We start from the raw sequence: 20,140 nt of genomic DNA, 5'->3' as shown, positions 1-20,140 counted from the left end.
TGGCACTTGATTTAGCGACCAAGCCCCAGGAGGGCTCTGGGAGCTAGCTCCCAGAGCCCTCCTGGGGCTTAACCCTGAGACAGGGTTATAATTACACTTCCGAAGATCGTTTTTAAGTTTTATTACCCAAAAGCGCTATAAATGAGTGTTTTATTTTTTTAAAAAGTATTCAAATCATAAATCTATTGAATACTTATACTAATGAGAAAGTAGTCTATCGTAATTATTTAATCATATGTTCATATAACTGAACCGCTGCATCCCTATTACTCACTTGTAATTTTTCATAAATATTTCTAATATGTGTTTTAATTGTATTTATGCTTAAAAACAAAGTGTTCGCAATGGAAGCATAGCTTTTACCTTTTGATAACAGCTCTAACACTTCATTTTCTCTAGTACTAAGACTTTCGATTTTCTTAATTCTAAAAGATTCTACTACCTTTCTGGCAATGCAACTACTCATAGGTGCTCCGCCATTTTGTAACTGATCTAATGCTTCCAGAATTTGTTGATTTCCTCCTGTTTTAGTCAGATATCCAACAGCTCCGGCACAGAGTGCCTCAAAAATGTAGTTAGATTGCTCGTGTACTGTGAGTACTATGATCTGGACTTCAGGGATTTGGTATTTAAAATGTTTAATCCCTTCAATACCATCCATTCCTGGTAAAGAAATATCAATAAGAATAATATCCGGGGTTATTTTTTTTATTGCTTCTAGTGCTTTCTCACAGCTTTCATAATCACCAATTACCTTGTAAAACTGGGAATTATTTATGATCTCCTTATAGGATTCACGAAGTAATGTATAATCTTCTATGAGTATGAGATTTTTAATTTTTATCATAGTACATTCTGTTTTAGCAGGCTTTTAAGTTTATAATTGAAGTCTTTAATTATGATGAATTGCTTTCTATATTATTAATTTTGGTTTTAAAAAGAATGTATGTCCCATTATCCACAAAAAAACTTAAGGTACCATTCATCATATGAGCACGTTTTATCATATTATTAATACCATTGAATCGATTTATCAATGAAATATCAAATCCCTTACCATTATCTATCAATTCTAAATACAAACAATTTTCTGAGAAACGAACACTTAGTTCTACTTGCGTTGCTTCAGAGTGTCTCAAAGCATTGGTCATAGCCTCTTTAAACATAAGCAAAAGGTGTCTTGACCAGTAGTGGGGAAGTTTAATAGATAAATGCTTTAAATCTGATTGCGAAAAAAAATAAATATTGCTGTACATAAATAAGTCTTCTCCAAAATCTTTTAAATATAGAATAAGTTCTTTTAGGTTATCATTTTTACTGTCAATACTCCATATAAAATCTTTAATCCCAGAATAGAGAGATTGTGCATCTTTATGTATTCTTGCTAGTCGTTTCGTAATTTGGATACTATTTTTAGTATCAATACTATGCATAGTTAATTCTGATAATACTATAATACCTGCAATTTTATTGCCTAGCTCATCATGAAAGTCTTTGGCTATGTTTTCTCTTGCATGATTTAATTCGTCTTGTAAAGTTTCTGTTTGAACAATCGTATTTTGTAAAAACTGATTTCGATTTTTAAGACGTTTTAGGTATAACATAATTGTAAAAGATACTATGAGACAAAATATAACTACTAGTATGGCCATATAATACCATCTTTTATACCAGGGTTTTACAATTCTAAAATTATAAGTATCAGAATAGTTCCAGTCGCTATCTGGTTTTCTGGTTCTGAAAGTAATCTGATAATTACCATATTTATATTTGCTGAAATCCAGATTTTTATCTTTAAAAACTTTCCATGGATTATCATTAATTTGGTATGCCAGAATATTAGATTTTCCAGAATAATCAATCAATTCTGGAGTGAATGTAGTTTTTTTCTGATCTATTAATAAACTAGCAGGTTTATCCGGTTTGAATTCAAAATCATCTAAAATATCGATTCCATTATTACCAATAATCCACAGCCTGCCACTGTGGTCTTTTTTAATTTTTTCAATTGAAGAAGATGATAGTCCGTTAGTCTGGTCAAAGTTATAAATATTCTCTCCATTGTATAATGACACCCCTTTTTGGGTAGCAATCCATAACTGATTAAACTTGTCTACACGCAAGGAATTAATCTGTCTGGTTGGTAATCCCAGATCATTATCTAAAGGAGTGATTACCCCACCATCTATTTTATTAACTCCGTCAATAGTAGCAACCCAGACCCCTGTATCCGAGCTTTCTATGTCTTTTACCAGGTTGTTTGATAATCCTTGAGAACTAGTAATTCTTTTAATGAGTCTTAAAGAGATAAGATCATAAATAAAAATTCCAAGATTAGACGCACACCATAGATTGCCCTTATGTATGATGACATCATTAATATCTAGCTTTTGAAATTCTTTTTTATCATCTGATGATAACAATGTCAGCGTATTTCCATTCCTTTCTATTTTAAGTTGATCATGTTTAAAATATATTGTGTCTTTATGATATTTAATACTATTATAATCCTCACGAAATCTAAACGTTTTGTTATTAAACCTAAAAAAAGACTTTTGTGTTTTTTCTTTATTAAAGATCAAAATTTCATCTTTTTTTTTGATAAAATTATTGCTTTCAGGAATTGGATAACATTCGGTATGTTTTAAAAGGGAATCTATAAAACAAATATTATTACGCTGTAGAATATAGAAGCCATTATCTTCTATCATATCAACGCACATCTGGTCTTTTACCAAATTGAGAAAAGGTAATTTTTGATCTTTTTGTATTTTAAGAAGCCCATTACCATAGGTAGTAATCCATATATTGTAATCTTTATCAATAAGGATATCACTAATCATTTTATGCTTGAGATATTTTTCATCAACAATAAAAGTATTTTTAGTAGAAATATCCTTTATGTAAACTTGTTGTTCTCCATTATCCGGTGGCTTAACAATGAAAACCTCTAAATGATTTTTTTTGAAAAAACGCAGGGGTACTAGTGGAATATCTGGGAACTCAATTTCTTTAAAGACTCCTTTTTCGTCTGTAAATAAGAGTAATTTATTTGAAGTTAATCCATAAAAGACACCGGATTCATATGCTCCAAAGTCCAGGAGTTGGTATTTTTTTAAAAAAGGAAAAACCTTAACAGCCGAAAGATTATTGTGAATTTCGAGAACTATGCTATGATCTGTGTTGTAATAAACAAAGACTCTGTCAAATACTTTTTTAAAAGTTACTTTTGATGCATGACTGGTGATAGTATTTTTATCGCAATTTTCTATGAGTATATCTTTGCTAAGTGATAGTTTAGAAAGATAATAGGTAGTATCTACTTTTTTATAATAAAAAAAGTCATCGCCAAAAAACTCACAAATAAAATTATCCTTAAAAACAATTACATTTTTAAGTTTGTATAAACTATCCTTGGCAGTAGGTTTATAAATTGTTTTTTGCTCTTTTAGTAAATGTAGTCCACCACCCCAGGTTGCAATAACTTTTTGAGAGTCTTCTAATTCGGCAATATCAATAACATAATTACTTTTTAACCCTTCTACAAGATTGAAAATATTGAAATCAATCCCATTATACCGAACTAAGCCTGCATCTGTTCCTATCCATAATACTCCATTAGTATCTTGTAATAATCCGTAAGTAAGATCGTGCGAAAACCCAGAAGCATTAGTATATGAGGTAACTGTATACTGACCAAAACATGTCAAATTTATAGCTCCTAATAAATATGGTAACAAACTTTTTATAGACCAAGTCATATCGTTATAAATAGGGATGATCGACTTTTATTTTTTCGATTTAAGCGTATTAGAATAAGTACAAGGTAATATTGTATAAGAGTGACCATTGATAATATGACGCTGTAGGTTTATAGCAAATATAATTGATTCTCTTTCTTTTTATTGATACATAATTCTGAAAAAAAATAAAAAAATCACCCATTTTGGGTGAAATGCTATTTTACAAAATTAGAGACATTTGTCTATGAAAATATTTTATGGATAGACCAATATGCTTTCGTATAAAACGCTTAAAAAAATAAGGTATTTACATTTTTTAGAAAAGATAATTAATAGTCAAAAACAGAAAACGTAGACTACATTATAATTAGTTAAACTTTTAAAAACCTGATGTATGAAAAAAACCAAATTATCTAAAGAAATCAAAATGGGCAAAAAGAAGTTGTTAATTTTAATAATCTGCCTTATTTATATCCCGCTACATGCACAAAAAGGATTGCAGTATAGTGAAGAAGAAATAAGAATATGGAGACAAAGAGCCGGTCTGGATTTTGGTCAGTAGATGTATAAGACTACCAGCGATGTGAGTCAGAATAGTCCTGGAGATTGGGATCGAATATTAAAAGATGCAAATGCCTACATCGTCAATTCTGCTAATGACAGATATATAAATTATGATACCTCTCAAGGAATCGATGGTCCGATAACAGAACTAAACTCTCCTTGGGTTCTCAATCCATCCTGGCCAGATCGTGTTGAGTTTATTGATGACAAAGAACCAAGACCTGGTATCAATGGTAAAGATTATGCAGCACTTTCTGTTTTAAATGCTGCCTTTGTTTATTTGGTTTCTGGAGGCGATCACAATGATATAGGTAATCATAAAGGAAAGGACTATGCAGCTGCCGTCAAAAAAGAATTGTTATGGTATGCTAATAATGAATGGCTTGATTTCTCAAATACTAAAAGATGGATTCCTTCTTCTAATGGAGGTTTTAATGACAGAAACCCTGGCTTTTTTATTGCTTGCTGGCTTAACTCTATGCTTAATGCATATGATTATACCAGGTCGAGTAGTGTTTATAGCCAATCAGATAGACAAACAATTGATACTTGGTTATATAACGGGATGGTATTTTATCATTCATTAATGTATTCTGTTATGAAAAGTCCTTTTATTAGCTATGATCAGGGTGATTATAGTAATGTTAGTACTGGAGGATGGAACGATCATCTAAGAGGAAAAGCCTGGGATGGTTCTGAATATAGCTCATATGGACTCAATGAATTTTTTGCAAATAGGAGTACCGTAAACTGGAGGTTTGCAGCCAGAACAGCCTTATTTCTTAAAGATCATAATCAGTATGGTAATAAAGCTAAGGAGATCATTCATGATGCTCACAGATGGTTTAAAGATTGGGTAATCTATGGTACCTTTGAAGATGGCACTCATATAGATTTTCATAGAAGTAATACTACTGATCCTCAAAGAGGATTGCAGTATTCAACAATTGCAATAGGTGCGATGGTAGATATTGCTGATGCCTATGAACGTGTTATGAATACAGATCCTTCTTTTGAGAGTTTATATGCCTGGGAAATTACATCTGGAACCGCTGAGTATCAAAAATACTTTCCTGCTGAGACCCAAGGTAGACCTTGGCGAGAATCTATAGAATTTTCAGGTACTAAAAGCTTTAAAACTGTAATCAATACATTACTAAAATATTTTGATGGTAGTTTTGGCAGTATAAGAGCATGGGACCAATATCCAATTGATGGACATTCATATCCTTCTGACGATACTTTTGTGAAAATTGTAGAATCTGATAGATGGATTGCTCTAGCCAATACATATTACAAGGACATGAACTGGAAATCTATTTATACAAGAACAAAATCAGGAACATTTCCATATGTGAGTAACCCAACCAAAGCTGGTAGTTATGATATTAATATGGGAGCGTGGGGTAGTCATCCAGGTACTTTATTTATGTTTGGGCAAATGGAAGGGGAAGTATGGCCATATGCAGCAGAGATACCTCTAAGCGATCTTATCGAAGCAGAAGATAATTTCCAGGTGCTTGACAATACTGGTGATTTTGGAGATGTTGGACAGGTAGGTCATACCGCTTCTTTATTGAGTAATAAGAAAGGGGTCAAAATCTTTGATCGAGGAGATGCTTTTAGATTGCCATTTGCTATTGATCAGAAAGGGTTGTATCGACTGAATCTTAGAGCAAGAGTAGGAGATGCAGCGGGTATAGAAAGTTATTTACCTAATGGATATGTATTAAAATTAGATGATTCCTCTATAGTATGGGATACTGTGAATGATATTTCTGCTAGTGATAATTCTTTTGGTGAAACCTATTGGGGTACATTGCAGATAAAAGAAATAGAACTAGAGAGTGGTAGTCATTATCTTGATATAGAATCATATCGCAATTGGGGTATTGTAGATTATCTGAAAATAGAACCTGTAATAATTACTCCCGCTAATTTGATTTTTGAAGCAGAAGAAGTCTATGAGGTGGTTTCTGATACAGGAAATAATGCCTATCCATCAATAAGTGAGACTTCAGAGTTGCTTAACAATAAAAAAGGACTAATACGATTTGTGATTAAAAAATTCGTATAAATTCATTGAATTATTTTTTCTTTATGCAAGGCAAAAAAATCAAGCATAGCTATAGCTACGGTTTATTTTTTAAACGAAGTAGTAAGGAAAAAGAAACGATGAATATGCGAAATTTTTAGTTATAAATCGTATAAAACTATATGATATCGGACATATTATTAAAATGAAATTAACCATTCCTTCATCAGGAAATTATCAAGTACGAATTCGCGTAAGATCCGGAGACCGTAATAATAATTCTTCATATTTTTCTAATGGATACCAGATAAAGGTAAATAATCAAGTAACCAGTTTTAATGGAGATGAGAATAGTATTTCAGAAAAAGATACAGAATTTGGAATAGCATATTGGGGAGACCTCGTTTCTAATACTACGGTCTCATTAATTGCAGGTATTAATTATATAGAGATTGAATCTCTTAAAAATTGGTGTTTGGTAGATAGTATAGAAATCATAGCTACTACTACTACTACTACTACTACTACTACTACTACTACTAATAATAATAATAATAATAATAATAATGGATCCAGAACAGATGAAGCATCTTTTTCCTTTAGGGTGTTTCCTAATCCTTCAAAAGGTTTGATTAATATTTTAGATAAAAAAGGAAAGAGTGATAAAGTCAAAAAAATGTTAATTTATAATATGTTAGGAGAGCTTGTGTACTATAAAAAAGCAGGTACAGGTTCTTTAAAAACACTTAACATCAATCATCTGAAAAAAGGTATTTATATTCTTAAAATTAAGACAGATAATAGTATGTATGCTGAACAATTCATCTTAGAATAATCAAAAAACGAATGGTAATGAGCACCATATAATTATAAATGAATATAAAGTAGAATATTTAATTGATAGAATATTTGTTTTGGCATATTCTTTTCCCTTTTTGTGTATTACATGCAAGTAATTAGTTATAAATTGTATACACTATTATAGTTAGGAATTTTTATTAATTTTCAGTATAAAGTGTGAGTTTTACTCGATAATCGAGATTTAAATGCTTCTTAGGCTTGCTCTGAAGTAGTTTACTTATCAATCCATTTTTTGAATTTTTATCAAGAGAGAGAGACTTTTTTGAAATTCATTAAGTAGTAAAATCTTTAAAAACACAGTAATTTACTGTTTATTGGTTACATTTTTTTAAAAACGATAGAAATGCCGTATTAATTTTAAGCGTTTGCCCATGGTATTGCTAAATATATTGTTCGTAATTTAGCAGAAATACTAATTATATTGCATTATATAAGATTTATCGGATGTGGCATTATAGTTGTATACTAAATAAGTAATTAATAAAATTTTTAACAATGAACAAAGGAACAGTAAAATTCTTCAATGATACCAAAGGATTTGGATTTATCACAGAAGAAGGTTCAAACAAAGAACATTTTGTACACATCTCTGGATTGGTAGATGAAATTCGAGAAGGAGATGAAGTAGAATTTGATCTACAAGAAGGTAAAAAAGGGTTAAACGCAGTAAATGTAAAAGTAATTTAATATATACTACAATACTTTTTTAATAAGAAGGTCTATCTATCGATAGGCCTTTTTTATTTTAGAGTATGTTTAAAAACCCTTCTGCCTGCTGGTCATTACTTTGACAACCTTGACTTTACTTCAAATAAGCAACATATCTCGATATGTCGTCGATTTGAAGTGTCGTCAGAACATCAAACTACTGACAATCAATTTGCATTGTTTTTAAACATGCTCTTAGTATATTACATGAGGCAAGCAAGGGAGACATTTATTGGGAAAAAACGTTTCGATTTCAAGGTAAGCTTCCAGAGAATTAAATCTCAGTTATCTAGTAAGATGCAGTAAAAGACGACCTAAACTGGAGAGGTTTGTTTATCTAATACAATCAATAATTTTATGTAAATATTTAATAATCAGGTATTATTACGTATTCGTATTTTTTTTAAACATTGTAGTTTTATATTTCTTAAAACTTTTAAAAATGAATAGTATGAAGCTACTAAATATAGTAATAACAATATTTATTTGTATCCTAGGTTTTGGTAGTTGTAATACTCATAAAAAAAAAGATACTTCACCTGATGCTATAAAAAAAGTAGAGGATTCAATATTATTTAGTTTTTCCTTTGTTGGATGTAATAGGGTAGAATATCAAGATTGGCATAATGATACAGCTACAAATGCTTCTACAGCTAATGTTTCTGTATTAAGAAGAATATTTGAAGATGTTACTGAGCAAGCTAAAAAACCATCTCTTTTCTTCTTCTTAGGTGATCTAGTTTTAGCAGAATCAGATACGGTTAATCTGAAGAACCAATTAAAAGCATGGGTAGAATTATATAAAGACAATGCTTTTAGTACTATTAATAATTCAGGAATTGAATTTGTTGCAGTTCCCGGTAATCATGAGATGTTATTTTATAATGATAGCGATAAAAAAGAATATCCTCTTGCCGGCGCTACAGAGATATGGATGAAATATATGAACCCTTATATGCCTGATGATCGTACTCATATTACAGGAAAAGATAGTTTGGTTAATAGAATGACTTTTTCTTTCACCAGAAAGAATGTTGGTTTTATTGTTATGAATACCGATACCTATAACCCTCCAACAAAAGAGAAACCTTATGGCTATGAAGGATTGATTCCTACACATTGGATTATTGATCAGGTACATCGATATAAACAAGATTCAGAAATTGATCATATTTTTGTTTTAGGACATAAACCTTATTATGTAGATGGTACACCAGAAACAGGGCATAAGGGATTTCCAGAAGGTCCCGTATTGTGGCCGGTATTACAAGAGGCCAAAGTTATTGCTATGTTATCAGCACATGTTCACGACTACCAGCGTATGCAGCCAAATGGCAAAGGAACCTATCAAATCATCGCTGGAAATGGAGGAAGTGATGGTCCTGCTACTTTCTTTGGCTATAGTACAATACACATAATAAGTAATGGAGATATACAATTTATTTCCAGAGGTTTTTCTAAAGGGAATCCTTATTATCAGGATGTTTCAGAAAATATAATGACTGTAAAAGACAGTACTTTGCTTACCTGGTCCAAAAATAAAAATCCTTATCAGCATAATTAGTCATTCAATTTCCAATCATATTCCAGATAAGTAATTGCTGCATTTTCCTTGATATCAATAGTGGTATATGGTTTAATAAACGAAATGACTCCTTTTTTAAAATCAATTCCATACCATTCAAATATCTTACTTATTTCGATACTATTTTCTGTGACTTTATTTTTTGTAGGATCATTGACCCAGGCGTTGGCTAATGTAGTAAGTTGCCTGTTCAATTTAGAAGAAAAAAAAGCTCCTTTTAATAGTTTAGGACAAGAAACGGCCGCACAATTAAAGGCAACATGCAATCTGGGTTCGTTAAAATTGGGACGTACAATAGTGTTTTCTATTTCATTCAGAGAATAAATTTGATTACCAGATTTGATAAATTTCTGATCCCACGGCTTCCCTCCATTAATGTCCCGAATACTTTTTACAGGATAAGAAGATGCAATTAAATGAATGGTTGCAGCATTATATAGGTTAAACCAATACGCCAATTTCTCATTCTTACTCCAGTCATTTTTTGGAGGTGTTTTTTGTAAATGTAATAGGTAAGCATCTATGGTATGAAGTTCGGATTTTAAACCGTTATAATTTACTTTTCCTTTAGAAGAAACATATTTTTTAGTTAATACGTCCCAAGCTACATGATCAGGTCTTATTTTTATACCCTCTTTTTTTATAGAGACTTTATTTACTGTTATTTCTTTAAGTACCGTATCTCGCAAAACATTTATTTTCATAGAATCTATAACCAGTTTATTTTCAGTAGAATCTATAGTTTTAGTGCTGTCTATCTGAATAATATTTTCCCGAATAGGCTCTTTTACAGTTTCTGTAATTTTATTTGATGGTTTGATTTCATTTTTTTTGTTCTCCTTAGTTTTAGAACACCCTATAAAAAGTATAACAAGTAATAAAGCTAGTTTCTGCATTTTATTTTATTTTTTAAAAACGATTGAATAAGATAATTCAATTTTAAACATTTGGTGGATATAATACCATTTACAATTCAAATTCATGTAAGAAAATGAGATGTTTTACCCAATCCTTTAGAATAAAAGTTAATAGGGGATTAGCAATGCTTAACTTTTATTTTCGTTTAAGGTAAAATATTTTATCTTTTTATGAGCAAGTTTTAATGAGTACTTTTAAATCAGAAATGGTATTATAACCTACATAGTCTGGTTGGAAATACAGCAAAATCAAATTTGTATCTTTTTGCGCAATTTTGATTTATTTTTAATTGTTTGAGATTATGGTATCTACTTCAGAAAATAAATTCTAAATTTCATCAAAAATCTTTCAAATTATGAAAATCATCTATTTCCGACCAGACACATATGACTTTGTGATGATACATATATTTTGTTTTTTCGTTAAAAACTAAAAAGCAGTTTGAAAGACCTACAACAGAAAATACGTTCCTTTACCGATGTCAGCGATTCTGATAGGGAGTTTGCATTGCAATTCTATAAAAAAGAAATATTTAAGAAAGGAACTTACTTGCTACAACCAGGAGTATTTATTAATACTTTTTATTTTATAAAAAAAGGGTGTGTATCTTATTATATGATAGAAGAAGGGAATACGCAAGTGATGGAATTTTTTACCGAGGGAGATTTTTTCACAGATTTATTTGCCTACATACAGGAAACCCCATCAGATGCATATCTGGAAGTATTAGAAGATACTATTGCCTATACTATTTATAAAAAAGATGTAGAAAAGATTTTTGAGCATTCTCATCAATTAGAGCGCTTTGGACGATTATCGATGCAAAAAGCTTTTATCAATAATTTTCAGCGTGTATTTCAGCTTAAAAATCTCTCAAATCAAGAACGGTATGTAAGATTACTGGAGAGACGACCATCACTTTTTCAGCGTGTTCCTCAATATTTAATCGCATCATATTTAGGGCTAACTCCAGTTGGATTATCTAAGATTCGCAAAAGAATTAGTACAAAATAGCTAGTCATTTTATTTTGTACCCAAATATGGTAAGCGTTACTTTTTATTAAACCAGTTTAATGAGAATCCATTAAATAATCACGACATTTATTGTATAAATACAATAAGTAATAAAAAATAGTCAGAGCAGTAGATACTGTAAAGAAGGCTGTTTTTTGTTTAAAAGCATGATAATGGATTATATAGCTTCTACAGAATATTATGATTATGATACTGATGCCATTCAGGAAATAATTAAAGAGTTTAAAACGACTTCTTTTACAACAAAAGAAAAAGCGATAGGATTATATCTGAAAATAAGGGATGAATGGCGATATGACCCTTATCATATAAGTTTTGATGAAGAAAAATATAAAGCCAGTAACATAGTAAAGAAATCAAGAGGTCATTGTATTGATAAGTCTATTTTATTAATAGCTTGTTTACGTGGTTTGGGTATACCTGCAAGAATTCATTTGGCAAAAGTAAAAAATCATATAGGAGTAGAGCGGTTAGTAGAAAAATTTGGCACAAATGAATTAACACCGCACGGCATGGTGAATGTATACCTTAATGAGAAATGGCTCAAGGTATCTCCTGCTTTTAATCAATCTTTATGCAGGAAATGTAATGTTGCTCCTTTAGACTTTGATGGTGAACAAGATTCAATGTTTCAGGAATATAATAATGCGGGCAGCATATTTATGGAGTACCTGGAAGATTATGGTCACTTTGAAGATGTTCCTTTGGATTTTATTTTTAATAATATGAAAGATCATTATCCAGAATTAGTAAAAAAATATTTGGATTCAGGAGAAATTAACCTATACGAATAGCCTATAGAAATCTTTTTTCTTCGCAATACCGGTTTTTAGATAAAATCACCATAAACTGAAACAAATTATTTTTTATTTCAGAGGAGTAAAAAAATTCATAGGTAACAGTACCATCTATGCTTTTTATTTTGAAATGTGAAACAAAAAGAAATGAATTTAATAGGTAATTTCATTTGAGGATGGTATATAACTCTAGGATCACTATTTATACGTATAAAACTTATTATATACTAAATTTTACCTTGGATGGCGATAGAATTTTATAATTTTATACGCTCTTAAAACACACATAAGTCATGAATAAACAAATCATTTTTAAAAAACGACCAGAAGGCCTGCCAGACGATCATACCTGGGAATTACAATCTAATCCTATTCCGGAACCAGCTGAGGGAGAGGTGTTGATACAACATCATTATATATCGTTAGATCCTGCTATGCGGGGTTGGATGAATGAAGGGAAATCGTATATAGAACCTATAGCCATAGATGATGTGATGAGAGCAGGTGCTATTGGTAAAGTGATCAAAACTAATAATCACCCAACAATAAAAGAAGGAGATTTTCTTACAGGTTGGGGAGGAGTGCAACAATACGCTGCAACCGATGGTAGTAACTGGCGTAAGGTAGCCCCGGATTTAGTACCATTGCCTATGTATATAGGCACTTTAGGAATGCCTGGGATGACAGCTTATTTTGGTATATTAGAAGTTGGGAAAATAAAAGAAGATGATACTGTTTTGGTTTCTGGTGGAGCAGGAGCAGTAGGGAGTATCGTTGGGCAGATTGCCAAAATTAAAGGATGTAACGTCATTGGTATTGCCGGAGGAGCAGATAAATGTAGCTATATGCTTAATGAATTGGGGTTTGATGGAGTCATAGACTATAAATCAGAAAATATACAGGATGCTATACATCGGGAATGTCCAGATGGTATAGATGTATATTTTGATAATGTAGGAGGAGAGATACTAGATGCAGCTTTATCAAAATTAAGAATGCATGCCAGAGTGGTTCTTTGTGGAGCAATTTCTCAATATAATGATAAGGAAAATATAAAAGGACCTGATAATTATTTGTCGTTATTAATAAATCGAGCTACTATGCAAGGAATGATCGTGATGGATTATACCAATGATTTTGAAAAAGCAGCGATAGAAATGGGAGGCTGGTTGGCTACAGGAAAGCTAAAAAGTAGAGAAGATATTTATGATGGTATTGAAAATTTTAGAGATACATTCTTACGATTATTTTCAGGAGATAAAAAAGGAAAACTAGTACTAAAAGTATTAGAGGAGGAATAGAAACCACCTGTGATGTACAGATTAGTTTAAATAACTATTGATCATACTCTGTAATAGCAATAAGTATAAATAGCATAGAGGGGCGCTCTTGAAATTATTAAGTAGAGCGCTTCTATGCTTTTTATGATATTTTAAGCTAATGCTAGTAAATCAATCGGTTAAGGTTTTGATGTAAAAACCATGCATTCGGATTAGTTTAATGATCGTATCTTCTGTTACAGTATTTGTGGCTTCAATCCTAAGTACATTGTCAATATCTTCCAGATCTATAGACCATTTCAGGATATCAGAATGGTTGTTTAGTATTGGCTTCATATAGTTTAGCTTTTTCTTTGATTTGATATCTGTTCGAAATAAAAATAGTTCCATAATAGAATGCTTTTAACTCATCCTGAGTACTGGTTTTTAACCGAAAAGTTTGGCTTTTCTACTATAACGAAGTAGGTTTTTTTCAGCATAGCCGTACGGTTAAAAAAAAACAAAATTAGCGTGCAAAATGTAAATTTTGTAGTTCAAAGCGATACTCACGATGAGTTCTTTTTAAAATAATAAGGTTTTGCGTTATTCTGATTTGTCTTCTCCAGGCTGTTCTAATTGTCTTTTGATGTATTGCTTATAGTACTCATCTCCTTCTTCTTCCCAGAATTTTTCATAATATTTCCATTTAGAGAAATCACTTTTAGCATTATCAGTCTCCTTCTTAGAGGAATCATTAGATGATTTTTTACTACTATGGCTACTCCCACAGCCACCAAGAAGTAATTTTAGCAATATAAAAATTCCAACAGATTGCCAATAGGTAAGTGTAGTGAGTCCAAAAATTTCTGGCATAAGCCAATTCCATAACCACATAATAACAAAACCAAACAAGATTGCTAATCCTGTTATAGCAATAATACCAAAGATGATCATCCCTGCAATTTCTACCGGAGATTTTTTTCTTATTTTATGAGTAAAAAAATTTTTCATTAGATGTTAATTTTTATGTTTGTCAATTTTTAAAGCTAATTTTTTATATAAAATCCCAATTGCTCTGTGCCTTCTGGACATCAGTGTTCCCTCAGGGATCCCCGTTTCTTTAGAAATCTCTTTGTATGAATATCCTTCAAAATCAACTGCTATAATAATATCCCGGTATCCAGGTTTTAGTTGATCAATCCCATTTTTTAGCATAGCAATTGTTTGCTCTGATGTTTCATTATCCGTTGATGGGTATAATATGTCTGCCAGATCCAAAAAGTCATTATCAATTTCTATAGTTGTTGTCTGTTTAGTAGTTCTCGTAATGTCGATGATTCTATTTTTTATGGATCTATATACAAAACCAGCTACATTATTGATAGGTGCATATCTATCTGCACCAGAAAATAGTTTTAAAGCAACATCCTGAATAATATCTTCTGCATTTTTATTAACAGTATCTTTTATTCTGGTATGCACATAAGCCTTAAGAGATCTATATTCTCTACCAAAAAAATCGGTAAGCTTTTTACTGTTTTCTGATTCTGAATTCATTTAAAACCTTTTATAACGGGCCTTCACTTAAAAAGACGATACTTTTTGGATCTATTGCATTTTTCTTCTTTTTTTATAAAAAATAACTTAGAATTTAAGCATTGCAGATCTGAAAACTTTGAAAACAAAGCGACGCTATTTTTTTCCTTTGAATTTACTGAAGAAAAATCTCTTTTTTATGCCTTAGTTTCAGAATAAAAATAGAGTATAACCCTGCTATGCTTGATTTTCATATTGAACTCCTCTTGAGTAGTGGTTTTTAACCGAAAAATTTAGCTTTTGTACTATACTGAAGTAGGCTTTTTTCAGCATAGCCATAGAGATTGGTTAAATAATTCACCTTTCAAAGGAGACAAGCCGAAGGTGTGATTTTGTGTTTAGCCTTATTAAAAAACAAAAGGAGTTGCTAACAGGGTATTTCAAAAATAAAATGTATTGAATGTGGCACTGAGCAGAGCTAAATATCGATTTATAGCTATTGAAGACAAAAAGCAGAAAACATAATAATCTCATCAGTAAAAAAGGGTATATCCCCTTATTTTTTATAATTTTATAAAATGTATTATTGGGGAATAAATATAGTATTGTGGTTTTCCGTAAACATATTTAGGGTAACGATATTACTTTAGTTTCATAAAAAAACCAAAAACTATTGAAGAACAAAACTACCACTACTTTATTAGCTTTATTTCTGGTTATTTTCGGAATATATCGATTTTATTTAAACCAATATTGTATTCAGGTTTTTATCACTCCTTTTGATTCGTTGAAAGCTACAATCTGCAATAAACACCAAAGTATTGATACAGAATTGCAGAAAGCCATCACACTTAATGAAGCCTTACTAGAGTTCTGGAAATTTGGTAACTACTTACTTATCAACTTTAAGATGGAAATTTTAAAAGATCGTTATTTTGATTTTGAAGGGGCATTGTTGTTTTTGGAACGGGTGAGGTTGATGGAAAGCAAGTCAACTACAAAAAATAATTTTTAAGACAAAAAGATTATGCACATTAATAAAGTTGTTATTCAAAATTTTAGGCTGTTAAAAAATAGCACTTTAGAATTAGAAAAAGAAAAAAAGAAAGATTTGTCCTTATTGATAGGACGTAATAATAGTGGAAAAACATCCTTTATTGTTTTATTTGAAAAATTTCTAAAAAATAAATCAAGCAATTTTTCTTTTGACGACTTTTCGTTGGATTTAAGAAAAAAATTACTCGATTTTAATGACGAGACAAATGAGTTTGATTTATCTATTAAATTAATTATAGAGATATCTTATACTAAAGAAGATTCTTTAGAAAACATCTCAGATTTGATACTAGATTTAGATCCGTCAATAAATATTGTTAAAGTTTTATTCGAATGTATTGTAGACAAAAAGTTTTTATTAGAAGAATTAACTAAAATTAAGGATGGAAAAGAACAGTTTGTCAAAAAGAACATTTCTTCTTTTTTAAATGTTAATACTTATGTCTTTAGTGAAGATTCTGATTTACAAAAAGAAAATAGGAATAACCTTATAAAGAAAGATAACAAAACAATTGATAGATTAATTAATTTTCAAGTAATCCATGCTAGAAGAGAAGTTACAAGTTCAGAATCAGGTCAAGGAGCTAAAAAAGTTCTTTCTAATTTAACAACAACTTATTTCAATAGAGAGAATAAGACATTACCTGATCAATTAGATGTAATAAACTCATCCATAATCGATATGGATAGAACATTAAATGATAATTATTCTACATATTTTAATGATTTTCTAAATAATGCTAAGGAATTTTTAGATCTAGATGATTTAAAAGTTATTTCAGATTTACAATCAAAAGAAATACTATCGAATCATTCAAGAGTTGTATATGGATCTGATCAAGATAATTTGCCCGAACATCTTAATGGTTTAGGATACATGAATATTCTTTATCTCCTTCTAAATCTGGAAATTAAAAAACATTATTTTTTGGAACATAAAAAAGAAATCAATCTTTTGTTTATAGAAGAACCTGAAGCACATACTCATCCTCAAATGCAGTATATATTTATAGATAAAGTCAAAAATGTCCTTAGTGGTATTAAAAATTTACAAACTTTTATTTCTACACATTCTGCACATATTGTAAAGAATTCTAATTTTGAAGATATACGGTATTTCAAAAGAGACAAAACTCATAAAAACATTGAAATAAAGAACTTCTATTCAGATTTAAAAAGGAAATATCATGACGATGATCCAGATAAAGACAAAGCTGAAAAAGCGCATTTTAAATTCTTGAATCAATATTTATCAATAGCGTCATCAGAACTATTTTTTGCAGAAAAAATAATTTTTATTGAAGGAACAACTGAAAAATTATTGCTTCCATATTTCATAGACGAATACGATAAAATTAATAAGGAAACCCCTGATTATATTAAATTATCGTCTCAAAATATCTCAATTTTGGAGGTTGGGGCTAATGCGAAAGCATTTCGCCATTTTTTGGAATTTTTAGATATAAAAACGTTGATCATTACAGATATTGATACAACCAAAAAAACGATAAAGCCATCCGAGGAGGATAAAGAGAAAATCTCATATCCTTCAAGTAGTGTAGCAGAAGGAAGCCATACTAGTAATTATACATTAAAATATTACCTTAAAGCTCCTGAATATATAAATAAAGAAGAGTTCAAGATTTGGTTTGATAAGCTAAAAAAAAACAACTTACAAGATGATTCGTCTATTATAAAAGTATCTTATCAAATAGATGAAAATGGCTATCATGCTAGAAGCTTTGAAGATGCGTTTATTGCGACAAATATAGATGTAATCAAAGAAAATAGAGAAGCGTTGGAAGGGTTGCAAAAAATTGAACAATTTGATGTGCTTTCAAACTTTTATGATTTAACAGAACAGATATTAAAACCAAAAGGGAAATCAGAATTTGCTTCATCTATATTGTGGTTAGCTCTATCGGAAGATGTTGAATGGAATATTCCTCTATATATAAAACAAGGTCTAGCATGGATAGCAAAAAAATAACTCCCTTAGAAAAAATAGTAACCTGTATTAAAGCTAACGAAAATTTTGTTCTTCAAGGTGGTGCTGGAAGTGGAAAAACAGAAACGCTTAAACAAACTTTAGAATTTATTTCCAAAGAGTATCCAAATAAGAAGATAGCGTGCATTACACATACTAATCTGGCTGTAGCCGAGATAATCTCCAGAGTAGGTGATCAACACACCATTTGTACAATTCATTCTTTTTTAAATTCTCTAATTAAAGATTATAAGAAGAATATACATCAAGTGTTGTTTAATATTTTTATTTTAAAAAAGGTAGAAAGAAAATCTCTTGATTTCTATGAAAATGATGAAAAACAACAAAAAATAGAAGAACACAAAAATTACAAAAAAAAATACGAAAAGTACCAAGGGAGTTTATTTTCAATAAAAAAAGAATCTATAGAAAAAGTAATAGGAAAACGGGAGTATGATAAATCTCCTGAGGATTATAATACTCAGCTTAATGATAAAATAGAAAAACTTAATTTAGAAATTAAACAATCCATTGCAGAACAAAATTTTAATGGAATTAAATATAATGAAACTCGATTTGACAGTTTTAAGGAGCTTAGTTTTGGACATGATAGTTTACTTGTAATAGCGTCACTTCTTTTCGAGTCATATGATTTGTTATCCCGAATTACTCAAGATAAATATGACTTCATTTTTATTGATGAATACCAAGATACAAATGAGAAAATCATAGATGTTTTTTTGAATAAAATACCTGCTAAGAACAAAACTATTATAGGTCTATTTGGTGATTCTATGCAAGGTATTTATGACGATGGTATAGGGGATGTCAAAAAACAGATTAAAGATAAAAAGTTAAAAAAAATTGAAAAAGAGGACAACTATAGATGTTCTGATCAGGTTGTTATTTTTATCAATAAATTAAGGGATGATAGTTTAGAGCAACAAATAGCTTTTAAAAGAAAAGACAATGGAGAATTAGAGACTATAGATGACCGAAAAGGTATCGTTAAATTGTATTATGCTATCTATGATGAAATAAAACCACATAGTAAAAGTAGTTATGGGGATAAGAGTAGGTATACAGATACACTTATTAAATTAATTAAAAGTGTGGAAAATTTAACATATAAAGATTTAAACATATGTTCAAAAAAACTGATGCTTACAAATAAATCAATTTCTATAGATGTTGGGTTTAATAATTTATATGACGTATTCAATGCTAGGTATTCTGATGTTAAAGAAGAAATTGAAAAAGATTTAATAAGGTTGCAATTCATGGATCTCTTAGAGTTATGCAAAGCATATGAGAAAAAGAATTATAATTATGTTTTGACAGAACTTAAAAAATCAAATTTTGCACTTGTACATATTGATGATAAATTAAAAGTAAAAAAAGGTTTAGATAGTGTTATTAACTCAGACAAAAGTGCATTTGAAGTTCTAGAATATGCTTTTAAAATCAAAATGTTGAAAAAATCAGATTCTTATTCAAGATATATTAAGAGGAAAGACGATTTGTTGGATCAATTAAAGAACGATATTGATTATCAATATTTCAAAAAAAGAAAGGCTGAAGGTTATAATACTTTTGCAAAAATGTCTAAAGTAAAAAGCGACCTTGAAGAAGAGAAATTTAATGAGCTAAATAATCTAAATAAAAAAGAAACATTCTATGAAAACTTATTTTCTGATAAGATAAAATTCAAAGAAGTTTATAAATATTATGGATATTTAAATGAAGAAACAGATTACATAACTATGCATAAAACAAAAGGCAGTGGTATAGAAAATGTTTTAATAGTGCTGGATGAATATTTTTGGTCTAAATACGATTTTAAATCAATATTTGATGCTGCAACGGAAAATAATGACAAAAAACTAAAAACTCAGAAACTATTTTATGTAGCATGTTCTAGAGCAATTAAAAATCTAATTTGCGTAAAGTTAATTTCAGAAGATGAGGAAAGTAATCTAACAAAAATGTTCCCGGATTTTAAAAAAGTTAATCTCTAGCTTTGTATAATATACTAGAATTTAAAAATAATTCCATC

17 protein-coding genes are annotated in these 20,140 nt (G+C 30.1%); 11 read left to right on the top strand and 6 right to left on the bottom strand.

Annotated features, from left to right (window positions below):
* Positions 1–223: 223 nt before the first annotated feature.
* Both F0000_RS09895 and F0000_RS09890 read right to left on the bottom strand, forming a co-directional pair.
* Positions 224–847, bottom strand: coding sequence for a response regulator transcription factor (locus F0000_RS09895; RefSeq protein WP_149624556.1), 624 nt, complete (start codon positions 845–847; stop codon positions 224–226).
* Positions 848–896: 49 nt separating this feature from the next.
* Complete coding sequence (locus F0000_RS09890; protein WP_149624555.1) at positions 897–3,761, bottom strand: ATP-binding protein; 2,865 nt, start codon at positions 3,759–3,761, stop codon at positions 897–899.
* 376 nt (positions 3,762–4,137) lie between these two features.
* Here F0000_RS09890 and F0000_RS27705 point away from each other — a divergent pair, with 376 nt between their 5' ends.
* From F0000_RS27705 to F0000_RS09870, 5 genes are all read left to right on the top strand, one after another.
* Entirely contained in the window at positions 4,138–4,305 is a 168-nt protein-coding gene (locus F0000_RS27705; RefSeq protein WP_188112080.1) for a hypothetical protein, read from the top strand.
* On the top strand, positions 4,306–6,384 hold the full coding sequence (locus F0000_RS09885; RefSeq protein ID WP_149624554.1) for a hypothetical protein: 2,079 nt from the start codon (positions 4,306–4,308) through the stop codon (positions 6,382–6,384).
* 163 nt (positions 6,385–6,547) lie between these two features.
* Positions 6,548–7,177, top strand: a complete 630-nt coding sequence (locus F0000_RS09880; protein WP_149624553.1) for a T9SS type A sorting domain-containing protein — start codon at positions 6,548–6,550, stop codon at positions 7,175–7,177.
* 521 nt (positions 7,178–7,698) lie between these two features.
* Positions 7,699–7,890 carry a cold-shock protein gene (locus F0000_RS09875; protein ID WP_149624552.1) on the top strand — a complete coding sequence of 64 codons (192 nt, stop codon included), beginning with the start codon at positions 7,699–7,701 and terminating at the stop codon, positions 7,888–7,890.
* A 472-nt stretch (positions 7,891–8,362) separates the two neighbouring features.
* Positions 8,363–9,475 carry a metallophosphoesterase gene (locus F0000_RS09870; protein WP_188112078.1) on the top strand — a complete coding sequence of 371 codons (1,113 nt, stop codon included), beginning with the start codon at positions 8,363–8,365 and terminating at the stop codon, positions 9,473–9,475.
* Here F0000_RS09870 and F0000_RS09865 read toward each other — a convergent pair.
* Positions 9,472–10,392: a DUF547 domain-containing protein gene (locus tag F0000_RS09865; RefSeq protein WP_255452689.1), complete on the bottom strand. Its 921-nt coding sequence runs from the start codon at positions 10,390–10,392 to the stop codon at positions 9,472–9,474. The two genes, F0000_RS09870 and F0000_RS09865, sit on opposite strands and share 4 nt — an antisense overlap.
* A 463-nt stretch (positions 10,393–10,855) precedes the next feature.
* On the opposite strand from F0000_RS09865, the gene F0000_RS09860 reads away from it, so the two are divergent.
* From F0000_RS09860 to F0000_RS09850, 3 genes are all read left to right on the top strand, one after another.
* Positions 10,856–11,428, top strand: a complete 573-nt coding sequence (locus F0000_RS09860; RefSeq protein WP_149624550.1) for a Crp/Fnr family transcriptional regulator — start codon at positions 10,856–10,858, stop codon at positions 11,426–11,428.
* Between the two features lie 173 nt (positions 11,429–11,601).
* The gene (locus tag F0000_RS09855) at positions 11,602–12,243 is read left to right on the top strand and encodes a transglutaminase family protein (RefSeq protein ID WP_149624549.1); all 642 of its coding nucleotides are present in this window, start codon (positions 11,602–11,604) and stop codon (positions 12,241–12,243) included.
* Positions 12,244–12,539: 296 nt separating this feature from the next.
* Positions 12,540–13,547, top strand: a complete 1,008-nt coding sequence (locus F0000_RS09850) for an NADP-dependent oxidoreductase (RefSeq protein WP_149624548.1) — start codon at positions 12,540–12,542, stop codon at positions 13,545–13,547.
* A 150-nt stretch (positions 13,548–13,697) separates the two neighbouring features.
* Here F0000_RS09850 and F0000_RS27700 read toward each other — a convergent pair whose 3' ends face one another.
* From F0000_RS27700 to F0000_RS09840, 3 genes are all read right to left on the bottom strand, one after another.
* On the bottom strand, positions 13,698–13,862 hold the full coding sequence (locus F0000_RS27700; RefSeq protein ID WP_188112077.1) for a hypothetical protein: 165 nt from the start codon (positions 13,860–13,862) through the stop codon (positions 13,698–13,700).
* Between the two features lie 246 nt (positions 13,863–14,108).
* Positions 14,109–14,516, bottom strand: a complete 408-nt coding sequence (locus F0000_RS09845; RefSeq protein ID WP_149624547.1) for a hypothetical protein — start codon at positions 14,514–14,516, stop codon at positions 14,109–14,111.
* Positions 14,517–14,522: 6 nt separating this feature from the next.
* On the bottom strand, positions 14,523–15,062 hold the full coding sequence (locus F0000_RS09840) for an RNA polymerase sigma factor (RefSeq protein WP_149624546.1): 540 nt from the start codon (positions 15,060–15,062) through the stop codon (positions 14,523–14,525).
* A 652-nt stretch (positions 15,063–15,714) separates the two neighbouring features.
* Between F0000_RS09840 and F0000_RS09835 the strand changes: the two genes are divergently transcribed.
* Genes F0000_RS09835 through F0000_RS09825 form a run of 3 tightly spaced genes read left to right on the top strand, consistent with a single transcriptional unit; the run spans position 15,715 to position 20,102 of the window.
* Positions 15,715–16,056 carry a hypothetical protein gene (locus tag F0000_RS09835; protein ID WP_149624545.1) on the top strand — a complete coding sequence of 114 codons (342 nt, stop codon included), beginning with the start codon at positions 15,715–15,717 and terminating at the stop codon, positions 16,054–16,056.
* A gap of 12 nt (positions 16,057–16,068) precedes the next feature.
* Positions 16,069–18,087 carry an ATP-dependent endonuclease gene (locus F0000_RS09830; protein ID WP_149624544.1) on the top strand — a complete coding sequence of 673 codons (2,019 nt, stop codon included), beginning with the start codon at positions 16,069–16,071 and terminating at the stop codon, positions 18,085–18,087.
* A complete protein-coding gene (locus F0000_RS09825; protein WP_149624543.1) occupies positions 18,069–20,102 on the top strand; it encodes a UvrD-helicase domain-containing protein in 2,034 nt (677 codons plus the stop codon). The genes F0000_RS09830 and F0000_RS09825 overlap by 19 nt, the downstream gene beginning before the upstream one ends.
* Positions 20,103–20,140 lie beyond the last annotated feature (38 nt).

It is taken from the genome of Aquimarina sp. RZ0 (assembly GCF_008370685.1).
Classification (GTDB): Bacteria; Bacteroidota; Bacteroidia; order Flavobacteriales; family Flavobacteriaceae; genus Aquimarina.
This window is presented reverse-complemented; position numbering and strand designations above follow the sequence as displayed.

Coding starts and splice junctions, on each gene's coding strand:
- F0000_RS09895 (WP_149624556.1), bottom strand. CDS start 847: ATGATAAAAATTAAAAATCTCATACTCATAGAAGATTATACATTACTT.
- F0000_RS09890 (WP_149624555.1), bottom strand. CDS start 3,761: ATGACTTGGTCTATAAAAAGTTTGTTACCATATTTATTAGGAGCTATA.
- F0000_RS27705 (WP_188112080.1), top strand. CDS start 4,138: ATGAAAAAAACCAAATTATCTAAAGAAATCAAAATGGGCAAAAAGAAG.
- F0000_RS09885 (WP_149624554.1), top strand. CDS start 4,306: ATGTATAAGACTACCAGCGATGTGAGTCAGAATAGTCCTGGAGATTGG.
- F0000_RS09880 (WP_149624553.1), top strand. CDS start 6,548: ATGAAATTAACCATTCCTTCATCAGGAAATTATCAAGTACGAATTCGC.
- F0000_RS09875 (WP_149624552.1), top strand. CDS start 7,699: ATGAACAAAGGAACAGTAAAATTCTTCAATGATACCAAAGGATTTGGA.
- F0000_RS09870 (WP_188112078.1), top strand. CDS start 8,363: ATGAAGCTACTAAATATAGTAATAACAATATTTATTTGTATCCTAGGT.
- F0000_RS09865 (WP_255452689.1), bottom strand. CDS start 10,392: ATGCAGAAACTAGCTTTATTACTTGTTATACTTTTTATAGGGTGTTCT.
- F0000_RS09855 (WP_149624549.1), top strand. CDS start 11,602: ATGGATTATATAGCTTCTACAGAATATTATGATTATGATACTGATGCC.
- F0000_RS09850 (WP_149624548.1), top strand. CDS start 12,540: ATGAATAAACAAATCATTTTTAAAAAACGACCAGAAGGCCTGCCAGAC.
- F0000_RS27700 (WP_188112077.1), bottom strand. CDS start 13,862: ATGAAGCCAATACTAAACAACCATTCTGATATCCTGAAATGGTCTATA.
- F0000_RS09845 (WP_149624547.1), bottom strand. CDS start 14,516: ATGAAAAATTTTTTTACTCATAAAATAAGAAAAAAATCTCCGGTAGAA.
- F0000_RS09840 (WP_149624546.1), bottom strand. CDS start 15,062: ATGAATTCAGAATCAGAAAACAGTAAAAAGCTTACCGATTTTTTTGGT.
- F0000_RS09830 (WP_149624544.1), top strand. CDS start 16,069: ATGCACATTAATAAAGTTGTTATTCAAAATTTTAGGCTGTTAAAAAAT.
- F0000_RS09825 (WP_149624543.1), top strand. CDS start 18,069: ATGGATAGCAAAAAAATAACTCCCTTAGAAAAAATAGTAACCTGTATT.